18 protein-coding genes are annotated in these 20,643 nt (G+C 57.0%); 8 read left to right on the top strand and 10 right to left on the bottom strand.

What is annotated here, in order from left to right:
* Positions 1–103: 103 nt before the first annotated feature.
* Positions 104–484 carry a COG4315 family predicted lipoprotein gene (locus TU74_RS03170; protein WP_048375079.1) on the top strand — a complete coding sequence of 127 codons (381 nt, stop codon included), beginning with the start codon at positions 104–106 and terminating at the stop codon, positions 482–484.
* 86 nt (positions 485–570) lie between these two features.
* Here the strand turns inward: TU74_RS03170 and TU74_RS03165 are convergent, their stop codons facing one another.
* The 8 genes from TU74_RS03165 to TU74_RS03130 all read right to left on the bottom strand — a co-directional run bounded on the left by TU74_RS03165 (position 571) and on the right by TU74_RS03130 (position 9,818).
* Positions 571–1,461 carry an ABC transporter permease subunit gene (locus TU74_RS03165; RefSeq protein ID WP_047278547.1) on the bottom strand — a complete coding sequence of 297 codons (891 nt, stop codon included), beginning with the start codon at positions 1,459–1,461 and terminating at the stop codon, positions 571–573.
* The gene (locus tag TU74_RS03160) at positions 1,458–2,378 is read right to left on the bottom strand and encodes an ABC transporter permease subunit (RefSeq protein ID WP_047279516.1); all 921 of its coding nucleotides are present in this window, start codon (positions 2,376–2,378) and stop codon (positions 1,458–1,460) included. The genes TU74_RS03165 and TU74_RS03160 overlap by 4 nt, the downstream gene beginning before the upstream one ends.
* A complete protein-coding gene (locus tag TU74_RS03155) occupies positions 2,375–3,517 on the bottom strand; it encodes an ABC transporter ATP-binding protein (RefSeq protein WP_047278543.1) in 1,143 nt (380 codons plus the stop codon). The genes TU74_RS03160 and TU74_RS03155 overlap by 4 nt, the downstream gene beginning before the upstream one ends.
* Positions 3,518–3,585: 68 nt before the next feature.
* Entirely contained in the window at positions 3,586–4,680 is a 1,095-nt protein-coding gene (locus TU74_RS03150) for a polyamine ABC transporter substrate-binding protein (RefSeq protein ID WP_047296212.1), read from the bottom strand.
* Positions 4,681–4,929: 249 nt separating this feature from the next.
* Positions 4,930–6,042 (bottom strand): polyamine ABC transporter substrate-binding protein, encoded by a 1,113-nt coding sequence (locus TU74_RS03145; RefSeq protein ID WP_048375077.1) that lies wholly within the window; start codon positions 6,040–6,042, stop codon positions 4,930–4,932.
* A 184-nt stretch (positions 6,043–6,226) separates the two neighbouring features.
* Positions 6,227–7,591 (bottom strand): aspartate aminotransferase family protein, encoded by a 1,365-nt coding sequence (locus tag TU74_RS03140; protein WP_048375075.1) that lies wholly within the window; start codon positions 7,589–7,591, stop codon positions 6,227–6,229.
* A gap of 55 nt (positions 7,592–7,646) precedes the next feature.
* Positions 7,647–9,005, bottom strand: a complete 1,359-nt coding sequence (locus TU74_RS03135) for a glutamine synthetase family protein (RefSeq protein WP_047296205.1) — start codon at positions 9,003–9,005, stop codon at positions 7,647–7,649.
* A 36-nt stretch (positions 9,006–9,041) separates the two neighbouring features.
* Positions 9,042–9,818 carry a gamma-glutamyl-gamma-aminobutyrate hydrolase family protein gene (locus TU74_RS03130; protein ID WP_047279513.1) on the bottom strand — a complete coding sequence of 259 codons (777 nt, stop codon included), beginning with the start codon at positions 9,816–9,818 and terminating at the stop codon, positions 9,042–9,044.
* Positions 9,819–10,096: 278 nt separating this feature from the next.
* Between TU74_RS03130 and TU74_RS03125 the strand changes: the two genes are divergently transcribed.
* The 3 genes from TU74_RS03125 (at position 10,097) to TU74_RS03115 (ending at position 13,150) form a co-directional block, all read left to right on the top strand.
* Entirely contained in the window at positions 10,097–11,473 is a 1,377-nt protein-coding gene (locus tag TU74_RS03125; RefSeq protein WP_020295897.1) for a glutamine synthetase family protein, read from the top strand.
* A gap of 256 nt (positions 11,474–11,729) precedes the next feature.
* A complete protein-coding gene (locus tag TU74_RS03120) occupies positions 11,730–12,440 on the top strand; it encodes a carbonic anhydrase (RefSeq protein ID WP_157315133.1) in 711 nt (236 codons plus the stop codon).
* A 47-nt stretch (positions 12,441–12,487) separates the two neighbouring features.
* Entirely contained in the window at positions 12,488–13,150 is a 663-nt protein-coding gene (locus TU74_RS03115) for a TetR/AcrR family transcriptional regulator (protein WP_048375072.1), read from the top strand.
* On the opposite strand, the gene TU74_RS03110 is transcribed toward TU74_RS03115, so the two are convergent.
* A complete protein-coding gene (locus TU74_RS03110; protein WP_048375070.1) occupies positions 13,144–14,064 on the bottom strand; it encodes an SdiA-regulated domain-containing protein in 921 nt (306 codons plus the stop codon). The two genes, TU74_RS03115 and TU74_RS03110, sit on opposite strands and share 7 nt — an antisense overlap.
* 112 nt (positions 14,065–14,176) lie before the next feature.
* Positions 14,177–15,109 carry an SdiA-regulated domain-containing protein gene (locus tag TU74_RS03105; protein WP_048375068.1) on the bottom strand — a complete coding sequence of 311 codons (933 nt, stop codon included), beginning with the start codon at positions 15,107–15,109 and terminating at the stop codon, positions 14,177–14,179.
* Positions 15,110–15,781: 672 nt separating this feature from the next.
* On the opposite strand from TU74_RS03105, the gene TU74_RS03100 reads away from it, so the two are divergent.
* The 4 genes from TU74_RS03100 to TU74_RS03085 all read left to right on the top strand — a co-directional run bounded on the left by TU74_RS03100 (position 15,782) and on the right by TU74_RS03085 (position 20,603).
* Positions 15,782–16,546 (top strand): hypothetical protein, encoded by a 765-nt coding sequence (locus TU74_RS03100; RefSeq protein WP_048375067.1) that lies wholly within the window; start codon positions 15,782–15,784, stop codon positions 16,544–16,546.
* 243 nt (positions 16,547–16,789) lie between these two features.
* Positions 16,790–18,031 carry an SfnB family sulfur acquisition oxidoreductase gene (locus TU74_RS03095; RefSeq protein WP_047279509.1) on the top strand — a complete coding sequence of 414 codons (1,242 nt, stop codon included), beginning with the start codon at positions 16,790–16,792 and terminating at the stop codon, positions 18,029–18,031.
* A 14-nt stretch (positions 18,032–18,045) separates the two neighbouring features.
* On the top strand, positions 18,046–19,242 hold the full coding sequence (locus TU74_RS03090) for an SfnB family sulfur acquisition oxidoreductase (protein WP_048375065.1): 1,197 nt from the start codon (positions 18,046–18,048) through the stop codon (positions 19,240–19,242).
* Complete coding sequence (locus tag TU74_RS03085) at positions 19,242–20,603, top strand: LLM class flavin-dependent oxidoreductase (RefSeq protein WP_048375063.1); 1,362 nt, start codon at positions 19,242–19,244, stop codon at positions 20,601–20,603. Before TU74_RS03090 ends, TU74_RS03085 begins: the two co-directional genes overlap by 1 nt.
* Positions 20,604–20,643: the final 40 nt, after the last annotated feature.

Here is a 20,643-nt window from a genome sequence, read left to right as displayed (position 1 = left end):
AATTATTGCAGTCGTGTGACAACTTTGGGCAAGCGCCACGTTCGAAGGGTGAGTGAACTACGCTTGAAGTTCAAATCGTACATCCACAACGAGGACGATTCCGATGACATACAGCTCTTTTTCCCTGAAGGCATTACTGCTAAGCGCAGTGCTGGCAGTACCGGGACTGGCATTTGCCGCCGCCCCGGCGATGACAAAAGACGGTGTGCTGGTCGACCACAACGGCATGACGCTGTACACCTTTGCCAAAGACACAGATGGCAAATCGATGTGCAATGACCAATGCGCAGAGAACTGGCCGCCGCTCAAAGCTGAGAGCACGGACAAAGGCGAAGGCAAATGGACCACGATTATCCGGGATGACCAGCAAGTGCAGTGGGCCTATGACGGCAAGCCGTTGTACACCTTCGTGAAGGACAAAAAAGCCGGAGACAAAGTAGGTGACGGGAAAATGGACGGCGCGTGGAAAGTCGCCAAGCCTTGAAAGCAACCTGAGGGCGATTGCCCTGGCGCTCATAAAAAAACCTCGCCCCCTGAACAGGAAGGCGAGGTTTTTTTTAGTGCACTGCCTTAAGCCGCGCTGGGCGACTTGGGACGGCGAACATCAGGTTGCTTCCATGACTCGGCAGCCGCCTCATCAATGGCTTGCTGGATGGCTTTCTTGCGGTGTTCTTCGGCACGACGGCTGAAGAACCACACCAGGAAGGTCACCAGCGACACCGCCAGCAGGATCAGGCTAGCCACTGCGTTGATCTCGGGCTTAACCCCGAGGCGCACGGCCGAGAACACTTCCATTGGCAACGTGGTCGAGCCTGGGCCGGACACGAAGCTGGCCAGTACCAGGTCGTCCAGCGACAGGGCAAAGGACATCATGGCGCCCGCTGCCAGCGAAGGCGCGATCATCGGGATGGTGATCAGAAAGAACACTTTCCAGGGCTTGGCGCCCAAGTCCATGGCCGCTTCTTCGATCGACAGGTCCAGTTCACGCAACCGCGCCGACACCACGACCGCTACATACGCTGCACAGAACGTGGTGTGAGCGATCCAGATGGTGACGATGCCGCGCTCTTGCGGCCAGCCAATCATCTGCGCCATGGCCACGAACAGCAGCAACAGCGACAGACCGGTAATCACTTCAGGCATCACCAGCGGCGCTGTCACCAGGCCGCCGAACAGCGTGCGGCCTTTGAAATGGCTGATGCGCGTCAGCACGAACGCTGCCAGGGTGCCCAGGGCGACCGCTGCAATCGCCGTGTACAGCGCGATTTCCAGCGAGCGCATGACCGAGCCCATGAGCTGCGTGTTGTCCAGCAAGCCGGTGTACCACTTCAGCGACCAGCCGCCCCACACCGTCACCAGCTTGGAGGCGTTGAACGAGTAGATCACCAGAATCAGCATCGGCAGGTAGATGAACAACAACCCCGCGACCAACATGAAGCTAGAAAAACGGAAGCGATTCATATCTTGCCCTCCAGCTCTTTAGCCTGGCTGCGGTTGAACAGGATGATAGGCACGATCAGGATCGCCAGCATGACCACGGCAAGCGCGGAGGCTACCGGCCAGTCACGGTTGTTGAAGAACTCTTGCCACAACACTTTACCGATCATCAGGGTTTCCGGGCCGCCCAGCAGTTCGGGGATCACGAACTCACCCACGACCGGGATGAACACCAGCATGCAGCCGGCGATGATGCCGTTCTTGGACAGCGGAACGGTGATCTTCCAGAAGCTGTTGAAGGTGCTCGAACCCAGGTCGGACGCGGCTTCCAGCAGGCTGGTGTCGTGCTTCACGAGGTTGGCGTACAGCGGCAGGATCATGAACGGCAGGTACGAATAGACGATACCGATGTAAACCGCGATGTTGGTGTTGAGGATCTGCAACGGTTCACTGATCCAGCCCATCGACATCAGGAAGCCGTTGAGCAGCCCGTTGTTGCTCAGGATGCCCATCCACGCGTAAACGCGGATCAGGATGGCGGTCCAGGTGGGCATCATGATCAGCAGCACCAGCACGGTCTGCATTTCTTTACGCGCATTGGCGATGGCGTAGGCCATCGGATAGCCGATCAGCAGGCACAGCAGCGTGCTGAAAAAGGCCATCTTCAACGAGCCCAGATAAGCGGCGATGTACAGCTCATCGTCGCCCAGCATGGCGTAGTTGCCCAGGTTCAGCAGGATCTGGATCTTTTGGTCAACGTAGCTGTAGATCTCGGTATAAGGCGGGATCGCAACGTCGGCCTCGGCAAAGCTGATCTTCAACACAATGAAGAACGGCAGCATGAAGAACAAAAACAGCCACAGGAATGGAATCCCGATCACCGCATGGCGGCCCCGGGGGGTTATTCGTTGCAGTCGGCGTTTAAGTTTTCGCATGTTCATGAGCGCAGTACCACGCCGCTATCGTCTTCCCACCAGACGTAAACTTCGTCGTCCCAGGTCGGGCGTGCGCCACGGCGTTCGGCGTTGGCCACAAACGATTGCACCAGCTTGCCGCTCGGCAGTTCGACGTAGAACACCGAGTGCCCGCCCAGGTACGCGATGTCATGCACCTTGCCGCGCGACCAGTTGTACTCGTAGGTCGGCTTCTCAGTGGTGACGAGCATTTTTTCCGGGCGAATCGCGTAGGTCACATGCTTGTCTTCCACCGAGGTGCTGATGCCGTGACCGACGTAGATGTCGTTCTCCAGCTCCGGGCAGTTGATACGGGCATAGCCTTCTGCGTCGTCGACCACTTCACCTTCGAACAGGTTGACGTTGCCGATGAATTCGCACACCAGTCGGCTGACCGGGGTTTCATAAATGTCGATCGGGCTGCCGATCTGGGCAATCCAGCCCAAATGCATGATCGCGATGCGCTGGGCCATGGTCATGGCCTCTTCCTGGTCGTGGGTCACCATCACGCAGGTCACGCCCACGCGCTCGATGATTTCCACCAGTTCGAGTTGCATTTGCGAACGCAGTTTTTTATCCAGCGCGCCCATCGGTTCGTCGAGCAGCAGCAGCTTCGGGCGTTTGGCCAACGAGCGGGCCAGGGCCACACGCTGGCGCTGGCCACCGGACAACTGGTGCGGCTTGCGCTTGGCGTACTGGCTCATGTGCACCAGCTTGAGCATCTCGCCCACGCGGGCATCGATCTCGGCGTTGGACATTTTGTCCTGCTTGAGACCGAATGCGATGTTCTGCGCCACGGTCATGTGCGGAAACAGCGCGTAGGACTGGAACATCATGTTGATCGGCCGCTCGTACGGCGGCATGTCCGTGATGTCCACACCGTCGAGGAAGATACGGCCCTCTGTTGGGCGCTCGAAACCGGCGAGCATACGCAGCAAGGTGGATTTGCCCGATCCCGATCCGCCGAGCAAGGCGAAGATTTCGCCTTTGTTGATTTCCAGGGACACGTCGTCCACGGCAATCGTCTCGTCGAATTTTTTCGTGACCCGGTCGATTTTGACCAGTACCTGTTTAGGGGTCTGGTCGCCCTCGAGGGCTTTCTTATAGGCGCCGGAGGCAACAGCCATTACGAAACTCCCAACAAATTTAGCAGCCCGATCCAGATGGTCGGGCCTTGGATAGGTGATCCAGAGGGTTATTTACCCGTCTTGACCTTGGTCCACGTGCGCGTCATCAGACGTTGCACTTTCGGGGGTAGTTCGGTGGAAACGTAGGTTTTGTCCAGCACCGCCTGGGTTGGGTAAACCGCTTCGTCGGTACGAATGGACTCGTCCATCACCTTGTCGGCCGCCGGGTTAGGGTTGGCATAACCGACATAGTCGCTGACCTGAGCGATCACTTCAGGTTTGAGCAAGTAGTTGATGAACGTGTGGGCTTGCTTGACGTTGCTGGAGTCCTTGGGGATAGCCAGCATGTCAAACCACAGGGCGCCGCCTTCCTTGGGCACGATGTAGGCGATGTTGACGCCCTTTTTGGCCTCTTCGGCACGCGCCTTGGCCTGGAACACATCACCGGAGAAACCAATGGCGACACAGATGTTGCCGTTGGCCAGGTCGGAAATGTACTTGGAAGAATGGAAGTAGGTGACGTATGGACGCACCGACATCAGGGTCTTTTCAGCTTCTTTGTAGTCCTTGGGGTTGGTGCTGTTGGCGTCTTTGCCCAAGTAATTGAGCACGGTCGGCAGCATTTCGTCGGCCGAGTCGAGGAAGGCCACGCCGCAGCTTTGCAGCTTCTTCATGTTCTCGGGTTTGAACACCACATCCCACGAGTCGATGGTGTCGACGCCCAGTACTTCTTTGACTTTGTCGACGTTGTAACCGATGCCATTGGTGCCCCACAGATAAGGCACGGCATACAGGTTGCCCGGATCGTTTTGCTCAAGACGCTTGAGCAAGGCCGGATCGAGGTTGGAATAGTTGGGCAGTTGCGATTTATCCAGCTTTTGGAAGGCGCCCGCTTTGATCTGCTTGCCCAGGAAGTGGTTAGACGGCACGACCACGTCATAACCGGTACGTCCGGCCAGCAGTTTGCCTTCCAGGGTTTCGTTGGAATCGAAGACGTCATAGACCGGTTTGATACCGGTGGCCTTTTCAAAGTCGCCCAACGTGGTCGGGGCGATGTAGTCCGACCAGTTATAGATGTGCACGGTGGGTGCCGCTTGTACGCTGACGGCAAGCGTCAAACCAGCGCCGACCAGCAAGGTCTTGCGAAACAAAGATATAGACACGTGATGGTCCTCAAAATAGTTGGGCCTGAGTTGCCCGCGTCACACGGCAGCAGTACCGCCAAAGACAAAACCGGCGCGCAACTTACCCTCGATAAACCTGCACAGCAAAGTTTTCTGCGATTAATTGCGCGATGGCCGGTTTCTGAGGCCGCTGCGCCAGGCTGCGATAGGGCCTTGAAGGCCTTCAAAAGGGCAAATGCCTGCGTCCTTTTGTCTCAATCGCAACCTTGTGCAGCCGCTCCAGATGGCTTACTTGCCCGACTTGATTTTGGTCCAGCTGCGGGTCAGCAACCGCAAGGTGGCCGGTGGCAAATCGCTGATTGCGTACAACTTGGCTTTTACCTCGTCGGACGGGTAAATGCTCGGGTCGCCCGAAATATCTTTATTCACCAGTGGCGTTGCAGCCTTGTTACCGTTCGGGAAACGTACGCTGTTGGTGATTTCGGCCATCACTTCCGGCTGCATCAGGAAGTTCATGTAGGCGTAAGCCGCGTCCACGTTTTCGGCATCTTTGGGGACGGCAACCATGTCATAGAAGCTGCCAGCGCCTTCTTTCGGAATCACGTACTTGAGCTTGACCTTGTCACCGGCTTCCTTGGCGCGGGAAATCGACTGCTCAAGGTCGCCCGAGTAACCCACAGCGACACAGATGTTGCCGTTGGCCAGGTCGGAGATGTACTTGGAGGAGTGGAAGTAACCCACCGAAGGACGGATCTTCAGGAACAGGGCTTCGGCTTCAGCCAATTGCTTTTTGTCCTGCGTATTGGTCGGATAACCCAGGTAATGCAAGGCAGCCGGGATCATCTCGGTTGGCGAATCAAGGAAGCTGATGCCACAGCTCTTGAGCTTGGCCGCGTTCTCGGGCTTGAACAGCACGTCCCATGAATCAATGGTGTCGACACCCAGGGCAGCCTTGACCTTTTCAGGGTTGTAGCCAATGCCGATGGTGCCCCACATGTACGGGAACGCGTGTTTGTTGTCTTTGTCGCTGGCATCGCCAACGGCCTTGAGCAACGCAGGGTCGAGGTTTTTCCAGTTAGGCAGCTTGGATTTGTCCAGCTCCTGGTAAACCCCGGCCTTGATCTGCTTGGCCAGGAAATTGTTGGACGGCACGACGATGTCGTAGCCGGACTTGCCCGCCAGCAGCTTGGCCTCCAGGGTCTCGTTGCTGTCGAACACGTCGTACACCACTTTGATACCGGTTTGGTCTTCAAACTTTTTCACGGTATCGGGTGCGATGTAATCGGACCAGTTGTAGATGTGCAGCACTTTGTCTGCTGCTTGTGCTGCCCCAGCCATCACACCCATCAAGGACAGGGCGAGAAGGGTCTTGCCAGCGTTCTTAAAACCTGATGCCTTCATCTGTAATGCTCCAATTATTCTTTTAAACCACCGATTCAGCGTCCTGATCTCAGGGTGACTAAAGCCGGCGGCTAGTCTGGCAAGATCCGGGGCAGGCTTTCAAGGGAAGAGCCTTGATTCTTAAGGCTTCGAGCGCAATTACCTACTTTAAAACGGCAGTTGTCTTGCGCTCGAAGCCTAGCAGTTAACCTTGCAGGACTTCCAAGGTCAGATCCAGGCACTTACGAGCCTTGGTTACCAGCTCATCAATCTCGTCCCGGGTGATCACCAACGGTGGCGAAATAATCATGGTGTCGCCCACGGCGCGCATGATCAGGCCGTTATCAAAGCAGAACTGGCGGCAGATCATGCCCACCCCTTTGCCTTCATAACGTTTGCGCGTGGCTTTGTCCTGCACCAGTTCGATGGCGCCCAACATCCCGACACCTCGGACTTCGCCCACCAGCGGGTGATCGTTCAGTTCGCGTAAACGCTTTTGCAAATACGGTGCCGTTTCGGCCTGTACCTTTTCGATAATTTTCTCATCGCGCAGGATGCGGATGTTTTCCAGCGCAACGGCAGCGGCCACCGGGTGACCGGAATAGGTAAAGCCGTGGTTGAAGTCACCGCCTTCGTTGAGCACGTTCACGACTTCATCGCGCACGATCAGGCCGCCCATGGGGATATAGCCGGAGGTCAGGCCTTTGGCGATGGTCATCATGTCGGGCTTGAGGCCGTAAAAATCGCTACCGAACCACTCACCGGTGCGGCCAAAACCACAAATCACTTCATCGGCCACGAACAGGATGTCGTATTTGGCGAGGATTTCTTTGATGCGCGGCCAGTAGGTTTCAGGCGGCACGATCACGCCGCCTGCACCCTGAATGGGCTCAGCGATAAAGGCACCGACGTTCTCGACGCCGATTTCGAGGATTTTTTCTTCCAGTTGATTGGCCGCCCAGATGCCGAATTCTTCCGGGGACATGTCACCGCCTTCGCCGAACCAGTAAGGCTGCGGGATGTGGGTGATGCCCGGGATCGGCAAGTCGCCCTGTTCGTGCATGTAGGTCATGCCGCCCAGGCTGGCGCCGGCCACGGTCGAACCGTGGTAACCGTTTTTGCGGCTGATGATGACTTTCTTGTTCGGTTTGCCCTTGATCGCCCAGTAGTGGCGGACCATGCGCAACATGGTGTCGTTGCCTTCGGAGCCCGAGCCGGTGAAGAACACGTGGTTCATGCCTTCAGGCGCGATCTCGGCAATGACCTTCGACAGCTCCAGCACGGGCGGGTGGGCGGTCATGAAAAACAGGTTGTAGTAGGGCAATTCGCGCATTTGCTTGCTGGCCGCGTCGGCCAGTTCGTCACGCCCGTAACCGATGGCCACACACCACAGGCCGGCCATGCCGTCGAGAATCTTGTGACCTTCGCTGTCCCACAGGTACACGCCCTTGGCGTGAGTGATGATGCGCGGGCCAACTTCTTTCAACTGCTTAAAGTCGCTGAATGGCGCGAGGTGGTGATCGTTACTGAGGTTCTGCCATTCGCGGGTTTGCGGGTTCTTGTTAGTCATACGGCTCTCCTTTACTCAGTGGGGAGCCGCGCTTCCCAAGCGCGGCCCCGGCGTGTCAGACGGCGAACAGCAGGAATTCCCGCTCCCACGAACTGATGACGCGCTTGAAGTTTTCATGCTCGGCACGTTTGACCGCGACGTAGCCGGTGATGAACTTGGTGCCCAGGTACTTCTCGATGGTCTTGCTGTTTTCCATGCGCTCAAGCGCATCTTCGATGGTCAACGGCAGGCGCAGGTTGCGACGCTCATAACCGCGGCCGACAACCGGCGCGCTCGGATTAACGCCTTCGACCATGCCGATGTAGCCACACAGCAGGCTGGCGGCAATCGCCAGATACGGGTTGGCGTCGGCGCCCGGCAGACGGTTCTCGACCCGACGGTTTTGCGGACCGGCATCCGGCACCCGCAGACCCACGGTCCGGTTCTCTTCACCCCACTCCACGTTCACCGGTGCCGAGGTGTCAGGCAAGAAACGGCGGAAGGAGTTCACGTTCGGTGCAAACAGCGGCAGCAGCTCTGGAATGAACTTCTGCAAACCACCGATGTGATTGAGGAACAGCGTGCTCATGGTGCCGTCTTCATTAGAGAAGACGTTCTTGCCGGTTTCGATGTCGATGATGCTCTGGTGCAAGTGCATGGCACTGCCGGGCTCGCCGGTCATGGGCTTGGCCATGAAGGTGGCGGCAACGTCGTGCTTGAGCGCGGCTTCACGCATGGTGCGCTTGAACACCAGAATCTGGTCGGCCAGCGACAGCGCGTCGCCATGACGGAAGTTGATTTCCATCTGCGCGGTGCCGTCTTCGTGGATCAGGGTGTCCAGATCCAGCTCTTGCAGTTCGCACCAGTCGTAAACATCTTCGAACAGGGGATCGAATTCGTTGGCGGCTTCTATAGAGAAGGACTGACGGCCGGTTTCCGGGCGACCCGAGCGACCGACTGGCGGCTGCAATGGATAATCCGGGTCGTCGCTGCGCTTGGTCAGGTAAAACTCCATTTCCGGCGCCACGATGGGCTGCCAGCCGTGGTCGGCATAGAGTTTAAGCACCTTTTTCAGCACGTTGCGCGGCGACAACTCAATCGGGTTGCCTTGCTTGTCGTAGGTGTCGTGAATCACCTGGGCCGTGGGTTCAATCGCCCATGGCACGAGAAATACGGCGTTCTCGTCGGGGCGGCAGACCATATCAATGTCGGCCGGATCGAGGAGTTCGTAATAGATGTCGTCTTCGACGTAGTCGCCCGTTACGGTCTGCAGCAATACGCTCTCGGGCAGGCGCATGCCTTTTTCGGCAATGAACTTGTTGGTCGGCGAGATCTTGCCGCGAGTAATCCCGGTAAGGTCGGCGATCATGCATTCGACTTCTGTGATCTTGTGGTCTTTCAACCAATCGGTGAGCTGGTCGAGGTTGTTACTCATAAATGCCTCTGGGCTGAGTTTCCTGACTTGAATAAGTCAGGCGTTTACTGACGCATCGGCGTCGCGTTGTGTTGCGCGCCGTCTGCAGGCATCTCCAAATGCCTGGAAGATGGCGAGGTAAATCGGGTTAGAGCTTACCTGCCATTCGGGGTGCCACTGAACAGCTAAAGCAAAAGCCTTGCCGCCTTCGACCGAAACCGCCTCCACCAGACCGTCCGGCGCAGTGGCTTCAACCCGCAAGCAGGGGGCCAAGCGATCAATACCCTGGGTGTGGATGGAATTGACCGCGAATTCGGCCGGCACGCCCAGACCGGCTAGCACGCCGCCGGGGTGAACGTGCATGGCGTGGCTGGGTGCGTACTGCACGTCAACCGGGGCGCTCGGGTCTTCGCGGTGCTCGATGAAGCCCTCGACTTCGTGGAGTTTCTGGTGAAGCGAGCCGCCGAGGGCTACATTCAACTCCTGAAACCCGCGGCAAATGCCAAGCACGGGAACGCCAGCGGCGAGCGCGGCACGGATCAGGGGGAGGGTGGTGCGATCACGGTCAGGGTCATGCAGCGTGCCAGGCGCGCTGGACGGGCCGTGATACAAATGAGGTTCGATATTGGAGGGTGACCCGGTAAAGAGCAGGCCATCCAGACCGTCAAGAATATCGATCGGATCAATAAGCTCCGCCAACGACGGAACGATCAGAGGCAAGCCTTTGGCTGCCACCGCAACTGCTCGCACGTACTTGTCACCGGTGATGTGATAAGGATGCAAACCGATCTGCTTGGTGCAGGCGGTGACGCCGATTAACGGCAGGCGTGACATGTAACACCCCGGTATTATTGCTGTTATGGGTTTGAATCGAGCTTAGCCTTGTTCATTTTTTTACACAACACCCCCGTAAAAAATACAACACGGCCCGCTCAAGCCTGCGGGCGGCACGGTTTTTTTTAAGTGAATGGCGCCCTAAAAAGCGTCAAAAATGGCCTTTCAGCGCTTTTTTAGGGCGAAAAACAGGCTGCTTGACTTCGGTATGCCGTTCGGGTTGACTGAAACCCGTAGCGCTCAATGATTGATATTTTTAACAACAAAGGTGTTGCATCATGTCGGTACCCCCGCGTGCCGTTCAGCTGAATGAAGCGAACGCGTTCCTTAAGGAACATCCTGAGGTTCTGTACGTTGACCTTCTAATTGCGGATATGAATGGTGTAGTGCGCGGCAAGCGCATTGAACGTACCAGTCTCCACAAGGTTTACGAGAAAGGCATCAACCTGCCAGCCTCTTTATTTGCTCTGGATATCAATGGCTCAACGGTGGAAAGCACCGGTCTGGGTCTGGACATCGGTGACGCAGACCGAATCTGTTATCCAATCCCTGACACCCTGTGCAATGAACCATGGCAAAAGCGCCCGACTGCGCAACTGCTCATGACCATGCACGAACTTGAAGGTGAACCTTTCTTCGCCGATCCCCGCGAAGTACTGCGTCAAGTCGTGACCAAATTCGACGATCTTGGCCTGACCATCTGCGCCGCGTTCGAGCTGGAGTTCTACCTGATTGACCAGGAGAACGTGAACGGTCGTCCGCAACCTCCTCGCTCGCCAATTTCTGGCAAACGCCCGCATTCGACTCAGGTCTACCTGATCGACGACCTCGACGAATACGTCGACTGCCTCCAGGACATTCTGGAAGGTGCGAAAGAGCAAGGCATCCCGGCTGACGCCATCGTTAAAGAAAGCGCCCCGGCTCAGTTCGAGGTGAACCTGCACCACGTCGCCGACCCGATCAAGGCTTGCGACTATGCGGTATTGCTCAAGCGTCTGATTAAAAACATCGCCTACGACCATGAGATGGACACCACATTCATGGCCAAGCCTTATCCGGGCCAGGCGGGTAACGGGTTGCATGTACACATTTCGATTCTGGACAAAGACGGCAAGAACATTTTTGCCAGCGAGGATCCCGAGCAGAACGCCGCATTGCGCCATGCAATCGGCGGTGTGCTGGAGACCCTGCCCGCCCAAATGGCGTTCCTTTGCCCTAACGTCAACTCCTACCGTCGCTTTGGCGCACAGTTCTACGTGCCGAATTCACCGTGCTGGGGCCTGGACAACCGCACGGTCGCGATCCGCGTTCCGACGGGTTCGTCCGACGCTGTGCGTATCGAGCACCGGGTAGCCGGCGCCGATGCCAACCCGTACCTGTTGATGGCGTCTGTTCTGGCCGGTGTTCACCACGGCCTGACCAACAAGATCGAACCGGGTGCTCCGGTTGAAGGCAACAGCTACGAGCAGAACGAGCAAAGTCTGCCTAACAACTTGCGTGATGCACTGCGCGAGCTGGACGACAGCGAAGTGATGGCCAAGTACATCGATCCCAAATACATCGATATCTTTGTCGCCTGTAAAGAGAGTGAGCTGGAAGAATTTGAACACTCCATCTCCGACCTCGAATACAACTGGTACTTGCACACCGTGTAAACGGATCGCGCACAAAAAACGCCGCCGGCTCCTGAGCCCGCGGCGTTTTTTGGTTTTTTCGTTCAATTAATCAGGCTTTTTCTGCCAGCCCACAGGATAAATCCTACATAAAAATACATTCGAAGCTCCCAAGATGATCGACTTGTTGAGCCTCACATAGGGCGCTCCATTACCTTCACCGGACTGCCTTTTTATGCATCTTGTCTTGAAGCGGTCAGCGATCAAACATCACCGCCTGGCGGCGACCCTTTTGTTAATGGCGTTGATGGTCTATCACTCTGCCTTGGCTGATGAGGAAGCGCCTTGGCGCTATAACCCACCTTCCCGTGCAGAGCACCTGGCCACGCTGGACCCAAAATACGCGTTGTGTAGCGCCGGGGAACAGCAGTCGCCCATCAATATTGAGCATGCAGTGCTTGCCGATTTGCCCCCCTTGCAGGTCCGCTATTTCAGAGGTCCGGCCACTGTCAGGCATAACGGCCATACGCTCGAAGTTCGTACAGACCTCAAAGGTGAGCTGAGGTTAGGCAATAAAGTCTACGAATTTGAGCAGTTGCATTTCCATACCCCCAGCGGTGAGCAAATCCAGGGTCAGATTTATCCCCTGTCTGCGCATCTGGTTCATCGCGACAAAAAAGGCACGCTGGCGGTGATTGCCATTCAGTTTAAAAAAGGAAAAGAAAACAGCAGTCTCGCTCAGTTGTTAGGGGTCATGCCTCGACACAAGGGCGATGCCTATGTGTTAGGGCAGTTGAATGTGGAGCGTTTTATGCCTGCTCAGCGTCATTACTACACCTACCGAGCAGGCTTGCCTGTACCGCCCTGCACTGAAAAGGTCCGCTGGCATATCTTGAAAACGCCCGTCGAAGTGTCGGAGGAACAAATTGTGGCCTTCCAATTGATGTTTCCCATTGATCCACGGCCCGTCCAGCCTGTGATCAAGCACACCGTGAGGGTCAGTGGCTAACCGCCCACTCGGCTCGTACAATGCCTGCTGACCCGCAGGAGAGCCCCATGACGCGCCCCGCCCCTTTACGCGCAGCACCTCGCAAAGCCCGCGCCCGTAGTCAGGGCCGGATTGAGGCCATCCTCGCTGCCGCCCGTACATTGCTTGCCAGCGAAGGGGTCGCCAGTCTGTCCATTTATAGCGTGGCAGAGCGGGCGCAAATTCCGCCGTCGTCGGTCTACCATTTTTTTTCCGGCGTGCCGGGGCTGCTCGAAGCCCTCACCAGTGATGTTCATGCCGCCTTCCGTGCCTGCCTGCAAGTGCCCGTCGAGCATGCGCAGGTGCACGGCTGGCGCGATCTGGCCCGTGTGGTGGAACAACGCATGCTGAGGATTTACAACGAGGATGCGGCCGCGCGGCAGCTGATTCTGGCGCAACATGGCCTCACCGAAGTCACTCAGGCCGACCGTCAACACGACCTCGAACTGGGCCAATTGCTACACGCCCTGTTTTCCCGGCATTTCGAACTGCCCGTCATGCCTGATGACGTAGACGTCTTCACGTTGGCGATGGAACTGGGGGATCGCGTCTACGCGCGTTCGATTCAGCTCCACGGCAGCATTACGCCGCGCATGGCCGAAGAGGGCATGCGGGTGTTCGAAGCCTATCTGGCGCTCTATTTGCCGCCGTTTCTGCCCAAGCGCACCGCACCTGTTTCAGCGGATCACTGATCTGCCGCTGGCTTTTTAAACACGTAGAACAGATTCGGTTCGCTGACTACGTACACCGTGCCTTCATCGTCCATCGCGACGCCTTCAGCCTGCGGGACTGATTTCTTCAAGCCATGTCGCCCTTTTTTCAGGGACAACGTGCTGATTGGGCGTCCTTCTACATCCAGTTCGATCAACAGCTTCGACTCGTCCGAAAGCGCCAGCAAATGGCCGCTGCGCTCATCGTATTGCAGGCTCGACAAGTCGCGTACAAAAAGCCGGGAGTCGCGGCGCGGGTTGTTCACCACATGGGTCGCATACGGCTGTTGGGGATTGGACTGAGGAAAGCCGCGCACTTCGTAGATCAGCATGGGATCACGCTCTTTGGCGACAAACAGGCGCTTGCCCACCGAGTCGTACGCCAAGCCTTCAAACCCCTTATTGCCCGACAGATTGATGCCCAAGGTCAATTGTTCGGCGTGCGCTGCGTCCAGCACTTGGGTGCTGTCATCCACATGGACCTTGATCAGGCGCTGCTGACGCTCGTCGGTGATGACATAAGTATCAGGCCCAATGAATTCAACTGCCTCGGCATCACCGAAACCGATCAGCGGGATGCGGCGCAAAATCCTCCCGTCCAGGGACAGCTCCACCAACTCGGCTTGCTTGTTGGTGACGGTAAACAGGCTTTTACGCAGAGGGTCGTAGGTGAGTGCGGATACATCGTCTTCAAGGCCTTCAATTTTCTGACCCTGCAGCACAGCCTGGTATTCGCCCAAATTGATGCTCTGCGGATCAACCGGCTCCCACAATTGGCGGGCGTTCAACCAGGCCCGCTCAAACAGGCGAACGTGCTGTGCAGCAAAGCCTGCGGCCACAAAGACCACAAGCAGGAGGCTGATAAAAAAAACAGTAGAGCGACGGGTGCGGCGCATGGATTTCGAACTCAAATCAGATCAGGCCGTGTAGATACCACGGCTGTATGAATTAAACCTTAATCTACGTAGCACGCCGCCGCCTTCAAGAATAATCCTACGTGTCTATAGGTTATTTCTTGGTTTTCTCGAAGCGGTAAAACAGATTGGGTTCGCTGACCATGTACAGGGTGCCCTGCTCATCAATGGCGACGCCTTCAGCACGAGGAATTGTCTCTTTCAAGCCGTTGAAGCCTCCGAGTAGCGTCATGAAACTGACTTGCTCCCCCAACTCATCCAGTTCAAGCAACATGTGCGAGTCAGCCGACAACACCAACGTATGGCCGGTGCGTGGATCGACGCTCAAGGCCGACAGGTTGCGCAAGTCCAGTTCATCACTGGGCACTTTTTGCTTCTCCCCGGTGAGCACCTGACTGCCATCACTCTTCCAGATGAACATCGCCGGGGGGCGTTCCTCTCCCAGCAACAATTGCTGGCGGCGCGGGTCCCAGGCGATGGCTTCAAAGGCCTTATTCTGGTCCTTCGAAACCCCAAGCTCGTATTGAGGGAAGTCAGCCCTGTTCAAGCGTTGGGTGTTGGCGTCGATTTTCACAACGCTCAGGATGTGATTACGTTCATCCACGATCGCCAACAGCCCGTTTTCCATGACGGTCAGCCCTTCAGGGTTGCTCCACCCGTCCAGGGGGATTTTGCGCAATACGTCGCCTTCGAGGGTTAACTCGACCAGAAACGGGTTTTTGCCCATGACCGAAAACAACGTCTTAGTCAGTGGCGAATAGGCCAGGTCAGAGGCCTCATCTTTCTCCATGCCGGGCAGGGCTTTGGCATCAATGACGGCCGTGTAATCAGGGAGCCAGACGCTTTCGCTCTGCTCCTTCTTGCTCTCGAACCGTTCCAACACCCATAACGCGCCCCGATCATCCCAGTGCATGGCTATCATCAGGCCGTAAAGCAAGACAGCCAGTAGTAAAAGCCAGTAATACCAGCGCAGGCCAAAGCGCGAAGGTCGGCGAGCAGGGTGAGTTAGCAGAGGATCGGTGGGCATGGGTGTGCTCTTCCAGAATTTTTTGCTACGTCTAAATAACACAAACAGGTTTCAGTGACGGACTTCTCCCGGAAGCATTATCCGGATGGCATGTGAAATTATTGGCAAAAGTGCGGACAGCGGGGCGGCCAGCTTAGAGGAACGCCGGGAAAATCTCAGTAATGGCGTATGGCTATGGGTGTGGGCGCGAACGGCTGATGGTCTGCGGCCAGGCGTAACCCCTTAAAGCCGGTGTAGGAACCATCTATAAATTCGCGCGATAACTAAAATTCATGGGGCGTACACTTCATGTGCCTTGCACTTGGGTACATCAAATAACGTGTGCAGCGCTTTAACTTGTACACAGGCACATTACATATGTGTGCCTTTTAAACTTACAAAGATGCAAAAGTTGCTGATCGAAGCATCCTGAAAGTAGGAACTTTCCGAATAGTTCGAAGACATTTGTATTCGTTTACTTCAAACTTGACACCTGCCTTCTTACCCTCTTATCTAATAAAACGATTTCCATCGCTTGCACTTTATATCGGCCGCACCGAATGCAGGGGTGATCGAGCGGATGGCAGTCGCACGTATTCCGGGTACATGACATCCGCTGCCGGTCTGGGGCCAGGCTTCATTTGCGCTGGCGTACGCGGTTATGTTCTTAATAAATAATTATGGAGTTTTTATATGCCATTCACTTCGCACACGCAAAAACTCGCGGCGCCTACCCTTTACCAAACTAATAAAAACACTATTTGTGCGTTGGCCGCCGAGCAGCTGTTCATAACAATCATGCCCTATACAAATATGGAGGAGGGCGACCTGATCGAGTTGTTCTGGGATGGTTGCTATGTAACTTCTCGACAAGTTGGAAAGTTGGATGTGGGGCAGCCCTGCCAGCTCAGGGTGCCGGAAAGTTTCATACAAAATGGTACTGCCCGACTTTATTATCGGGTGATGCATGTAGGCAGCAGCCCTGCACTGTCCGCTCAACTCAAAGTCCTGGTAAAACTGGACTCCCCAGGCGGCAAGGCCATCGGTGAAGAAAACCAGGGATTGGCGCCCGTGATCATTCCTGATCCGATCCAGCGCTATGGGGTCAACCCGAGCCAAATGAAGCGTGGGGTGCCGCTGACCATTGAGCCTTATCCCAACATGGCAGTCGAAGATGCCATCACGCTGATGTGGGGCGACATTCGCATGGATGTGCCCAAATTGCGTGTGATCGATATCGGTAAACCCGTGAATGTATTCGTCCCGCCCGAGATCATTCAGGAAGCCGGGGAAGACCTGAAGCTGGAAATCACCTATTGCGTGATCGATCGCGTCGGCAACAACTCGCGCTGGGCGCCTCCTCGCAGCATCAGGGTCGGGGCCAACAAACGTTACGTTAACCCTGCGCCCCGCGAGCTGCTACGCGCGGCTGAACCTAGGCCCAACTGGCGTGAGTAGCCCGAGCCATCGCTGTGAGAAGTATGTAAACAGGCTGTGAGAAACGTCTATCTATATTCCTAAAAGTTAGTTCTTAAAATTTTTATACTCGATTAGGGTATATAGACCGGACCACCGGACTCTCAAGTGATTATCCGCGCCGTTGAATGGCGCTCCCATGAGATGCGAGGTAGGTATGGTCAGTAACACAATCACCCTTGTGCGTAACGCCAGGGCATTGGGTGCAGCCAAGGAGCGGTACTGATGTCTAATTTGGCTAATGCACATTTGCACAGCGACCAGGACGTCGCGCCTTTGTTGTTACCTGCGCGCATTCTGCGCACGGATAACGAAGCCCTTGAAGCTGCGCACGCCCTGGCTGCTGTGGCCCGCGAACACGCTGCCAAGCGAGATCAGCAACGCAAGCTGCCGTGGTCCCTGATCGAGGCGTTCACCCAGAGTGGCTTGGGCAGTCTTTCAATCCCTCGCGAGTTTGGCGGCCCTCAGGTGTCTTATGTCACCTTGGCTGAAGTCTTTGCGATCATCTCGGCGGCCGACCCGGCACTGGGGCAGATCCCGCAAAATCAGGTCGGCATCCTGAATCTGATTCTGAATACGGCGACTCAGGCTCAAAAAGAGCAACTGTTTGGCAGCGTGCTGCAAGGGTGGCGCATTGGAAATGCCGGCCCTGAGCGCGGCAGTAAAAATACCCTCGACCTTAAAGCGCGTATCACTGCTGATGGCGATGCATTCGTCATCAACGGTCAGAAGTTTTACTCAACCGGCGCGTTATTTGCCCACTGGATTGCCGTCAAAGCGCTGAATGAAGCAGGCAAACAGGTCATCGCCTTTGTGCAGCGCGCAACGCCGGGTTTGCGTGTGGTAGACGACTGGTCAGGTTTTGGTCAGCGCACGACTGCCAGCGGCACCGTGCTGCTCAACAATGTGCGGGTTGACGCTGACCTGGTGGTCGACAACTGGCGACTCAACGAAAGCCCGAATATTCAAGGCGCGGTGTCGCAGCTGATTCAGGCGGCCATTGATTTGGGCATCGCCCGCGAAGCCATTGCCGACACCGTCCGCTTCGTGCGTGAACGCTCTCGCCCGTGGATTGACGCCAAGGTTGAGCGCAACAGTGATGACCCGTATGTGATCGCAGACATCGGCAAACTCAGCATCGAGTTGCATGCCGCAGAAGCGCTGCTGCGCAAGGCCGGACGTGTGCTCGATGAGGTGAGTGCCAGCCCTGTCGACGCTCAGGCCGCCGCTCGCGCCTCGATTGCCGTGGCCGAAGCCAAAGTGTTGAGCACCGAACTGTCGTTATTGGCCAGCGAAAAACTCTTCGAGCTGTCCGGCAGCCGCGCCACCCTCGCCGAATTCAACCTTGATCGGCACTGGCGTAACGCCCGCGTACACACCTTGCATGACCCGGTGCGCTGGAAATACCACGCCATTGGTGCGTATCGCCTGAACGGCACCTTGCCCGCCCGGCATTCCTGGATCTGACTCTGGAGAGAACCATGTCACTGACATCCCAACAGGTCCCGGTGCTGCGCAGCGACGCCGAGGCCCTGAGCGTAGCGCGTGAGCTGGCGGCCGTTTTAAAGCGCGACAGCGCCCTGCGCGACCGCGAACGGCGCTTGCCCCACGACGAACTCGAACTGTTTTCCCGCACCGGTCTGTGGGGCATTTCCGTGCCCAAGGCCTTGGGTGGCGCGGGTGTTTCAAACACCACGCTGGCCAACGTCATTGCCGTGATTGCGGCGGCGGACAGCTCGCTGGGGCAAATTCCGCAAAACCATTTCTATGCCCTCGAAGTGCTGAGGGTGAATGGCAGCCCGCAACAAAAGCAGCGTTTGTATGAAGAAGTCCTGGCGGGTCAACGTTTCGGTAATGCGCTGGCAGAGCTGGGTACCAAAAACGCTCATGAGCGTACGACTCATCTGGCAAAGGCTGAGCATGGTTTCCGTATTGCCGGCCGCAAGTTTTACGCCACGGGCGCGCTGTATGCGCAACGCATTCCCACCTCGGTGGTCGACGATGATGGCATTCAGCATCTGGCTTTCGTGCCGCGTGACAGCGATGGGCTGACCGTCATTGATGACTGGAGTGGCTTCGGCCAGCGCACCACGGGCAGTGGTTCGGTGGTGTTCGACAACGTATTCGTGGCCGCTGAAGACGTGATCCCGTTCCAAAGCGCTTTCGAGCGCCCGACCACCGTGGGCCCGCTGGCGCAGATCCTTCATGCGGCCATCGACACTGGCATTGCCCGGGCGGCTTATGAAGACGCGTTGCACTTTGTGCGCACCAAAACCCGTCCGTGGATCGACGCCACCACCGACATCGCCAGTGAAGACCCGTTGACCCTCAAAAGTTTTGGCCACCTGAGCGTGCGCCTGAGTGCGACCGAAGCCCTGCTGGAACGGGCTGGGGAGTTTCTTGATCGTGCCCAGGCCAACCCGACTGCCGAGACAGTGGCCGCTGCCTCCATCGCCGTGGCCGAAGCGCGCGCCTTGAGCACCGAGATTTCCCTGGCCGCTGGCAGCACCTTGTTTGAACTGGCGGGCAGCCAGGCAACCCTGGCCGAGCACGGGCTGGACCGCCACTGGCGCAATGCCCGGGTACACACCCTGCATGACCCGGTGCGCTGGAAGTACCACGCCGTGGGCAATTACTACCTCAATGATGAAAACCCGCCACTGCGGGGGACGATCTGATGGCCAAGAAAAAGATCCTGCTCAATGCTTTCAACATGAATTGCATTGGCCACATCAACCACGGGTTGTGGACACATCCGCGCGACAACTCCACGGCGTTCAATACCCTTGAGTACTGGACTGAACTGGCGCAGTTACTGGAGCGCGGGCTGTTTGACGGCCTGTTTATCGCAGACATTGTCGGCGTGTACGACGTGTATCAGCAGTCAGTGGATGTCCCGCTCAAAGAGTCGATTCAATTGCCGGTCAATGACCCTTTGTTGTTGGTGTCGGCGATGGCAGCGGTCACCCGCCACCTTGGTTTTGGCCTCACGGCGAACCTGACCTACGAAGCGCCGTATCTGTTCGCACGTCGCATGTCGACGTTGGATCACCTCAGTCGCGGCCGAGTGGGCTGGAACATCGTGACCGGCTACCTCGACAGCGCTGCCAAGGCCATGGGGTTGAAGGCACAAGTCGAGCATGACCGCCGTTATGACCAGGCCGATGAATACTTGGAGGTGCTCTACAAACTGTGGGAGGGCAGTTGGGAAGACGGCGCGATGATTAACGACCCGGCGCAGCGCATCTATGCCCGGCCGGAGAAGGTGCACAAGGTGAAGCACCAGGGCGAGTTCTATCAGGTGGAGGGTTATCACCTGTGCGAACCCTCGCCCCAGCGCACGCCCGTGCTGTTTCAGGCCGGCAGTTCCGACCGCGGACTGGCCTTCGCCGGGCGCCATGCCGAATGCGTGTTCATCAGCGGTCAGACCAAGTCGGCAACCCGCCAGCAGGTCGACAAGGTGCGCGCCAGCGCCGAGGCCGCCGGGCGCAACCCGGATGACATCAAAGTGTTCATGGGCCTCAACGTGATCGTCGCGCCGACCGAGCAACAGGCCCACGCCAAGCGCGAGGAATACCTGAGCTATGCCAGCGCCGAAGCGGGTGTGGCGCATTTCTCCAGCTCCACGGGCATCGACTTCTCGGACTACGAACTGGACGAACCGATCCAGTACGTGAAGAGCAACGCCATTCAGTCCGCCACCCAGGTGCTGCAAAACAACGATTGGACGCGCCGCAAACTGTTGGAACAGCACGCGTTGGGCGGGCGGTACATGACGGTGGTGGGGTCGCCCGAGCAAGTTGCCGATGAACTGGAAGCGTGGATTGCAGAAACCGGGCTGGACGGTTTCAACCTGACCCGCATCGTCACCCCGGAAAGCTACCAGGACTTCATCGAGCTGGTGATACCCGAGTTGCAACGCCGGGGCTCGTACAAAACGGCCTATGACCCCGGCACCCTGCGTCAAAAACTGTTTACCGAAGGCGATGCGCACCTGCCCCAGCGGCATACCGGTGCGAGTTACCGCCACAGCGCCTGAAGCGGCGCTCTTGAATGTCCCCCTTTGACTGGAACATGCC

The organism is Pseudomonas lundensis, assembly GCF_001042985.1.
Taxonomy (GTDB): Bacteria; Pseudomonadota; Gammaproteobacteria; order Pseudomonadales; family Pseudomonadaceae; genus Aquipseudomonas; species Aquipseudomonas lundensis.
The sequence above is the reverse complement of the archived record's forward strand: the minus strand, read 5'-3'. Positions and strand labels throughout refer to the sequence as shown.

Excerpts from the sequence above, each read along its gene's own strand:
- TU74_RS03085 (WP_048375063.1), top strand. The coding sequence starts at position 19,242 with ATGGCCAAGAAAAAGATCCTGCTCAATGCTTTCAACATGAATTGCATT.
- TU74_RS03155 (WP_047278543.1), bottom strand. The coding sequence starts at position 3,517 with ATGGCTGTTGCCTCCGGCGCCTATAAGAAAGCCCTCGAGGGCGACCAG.
- TU74_RS03165 (WP_047278547.1), bottom strand. The coding sequence starts at position 1,461 with ATGAATCGCTTCCGTTTTTCTAGCTTCATGTTGGTCGCGGGGTTGTTG.
- TU74_RS03135 (WP_047296205.1), bottom strand. The coding sequence starts at position 9,005 with ATGAGTAACAACCTCGACCAGCTCACCGATTGGTTGAAAGACCACAAG.
- TU74_RS03170 (WP_048375079.1), top strand. The coding sequence starts at position 104 with ATGACATACAGCTCTTTTTCCCTGAAGGCATTACTGCTAAGCGCAGTG.
- TU74_RS03160 (WP_047279516.1), bottom strand. The coding sequence starts at position 2,378 with ATGAACATGCGAAAACTTAAACGCCGACTGCAACGAATAACCCCCCGG.
- TU74_RS03110 (WP_048375070.1), bottom strand. The coding sequence starts at position 14,064 with ATGCGCCGCACCCGTCGCTCTACTGTTTTTTTTATCAGCCTCCTGCTT.
- TU74_RS03125 (WP_020295897.1), top strand. The coding sequence starts at position 10,097 with ATGTCGGTACCCCCGCGTGCCGTTCAGCTGAATGAAGCGAACGCGTTC.
- TU74_RS03095 (WP_047279509.1), top strand. The coding sequence starts at position 16,790 with ATGTCTAATTTGGCTAATGCACATTTGCACAGCGACCAGGACGTCGCG.
- TU74_RS03115 (WP_048375072.1), top strand. The coding sequence starts at position 12,488 with ATGACGCGCCCCGCCCCTTTACGCGCAGCACCTCGCAAAGCCCGCGCC.
- TU74_RS03130 (WP_047279513.1), bottom strand. The coding sequence starts at position 9,818 with ATGTCACGCCTGCCGTTAATCGGCGTCACCGCCTGCACCAAGCAGATC.
- TU74_RS03145 (WP_048375077.1), bottom strand. The coding sequence starts at position 6,042 with ATGAAGGCATCAGGTTTTAAGAACGCTGGCAAGACCCTTCTCGCCCTG.
- TU74_RS03100 (WP_048375067.1), top strand. The coding sequence starts at position 15,782 with ATGCCATTCACTTCGCACACGCAAAAACTCGCGGCGCCTACCCTTTAC.
- TU74_RS03120 (WP_157315133.1), top strand. The coding sequence starts at position 11,730 with ATGGCGTTGATGGTCTATCACTCTGCCTTGGCTGATGAGGAAGCGCCT.
- TU74_RS03140 (WP_048375075.1), bottom strand. The coding sequence starts at position 7,591 with ATGACTAACAAGAACCCGCAAACCCGCGAATGGCAGAACCTCAGTAAC.
- TU74_RS03105 (WP_048375068.1), bottom strand. The coding sequence starts at position 15,109 with ATGCCCACCGATCCTCTGCTAACTCACCCTGCTCGCCGACCTTCGCGC.
- TU74_RS03090 (WP_048375065.1), top strand. The coding sequence starts at position 18,046 with ATGTCACTGACATCCCAACAGGTCCCGGTGCTGCGCAGCGACGCCGAG.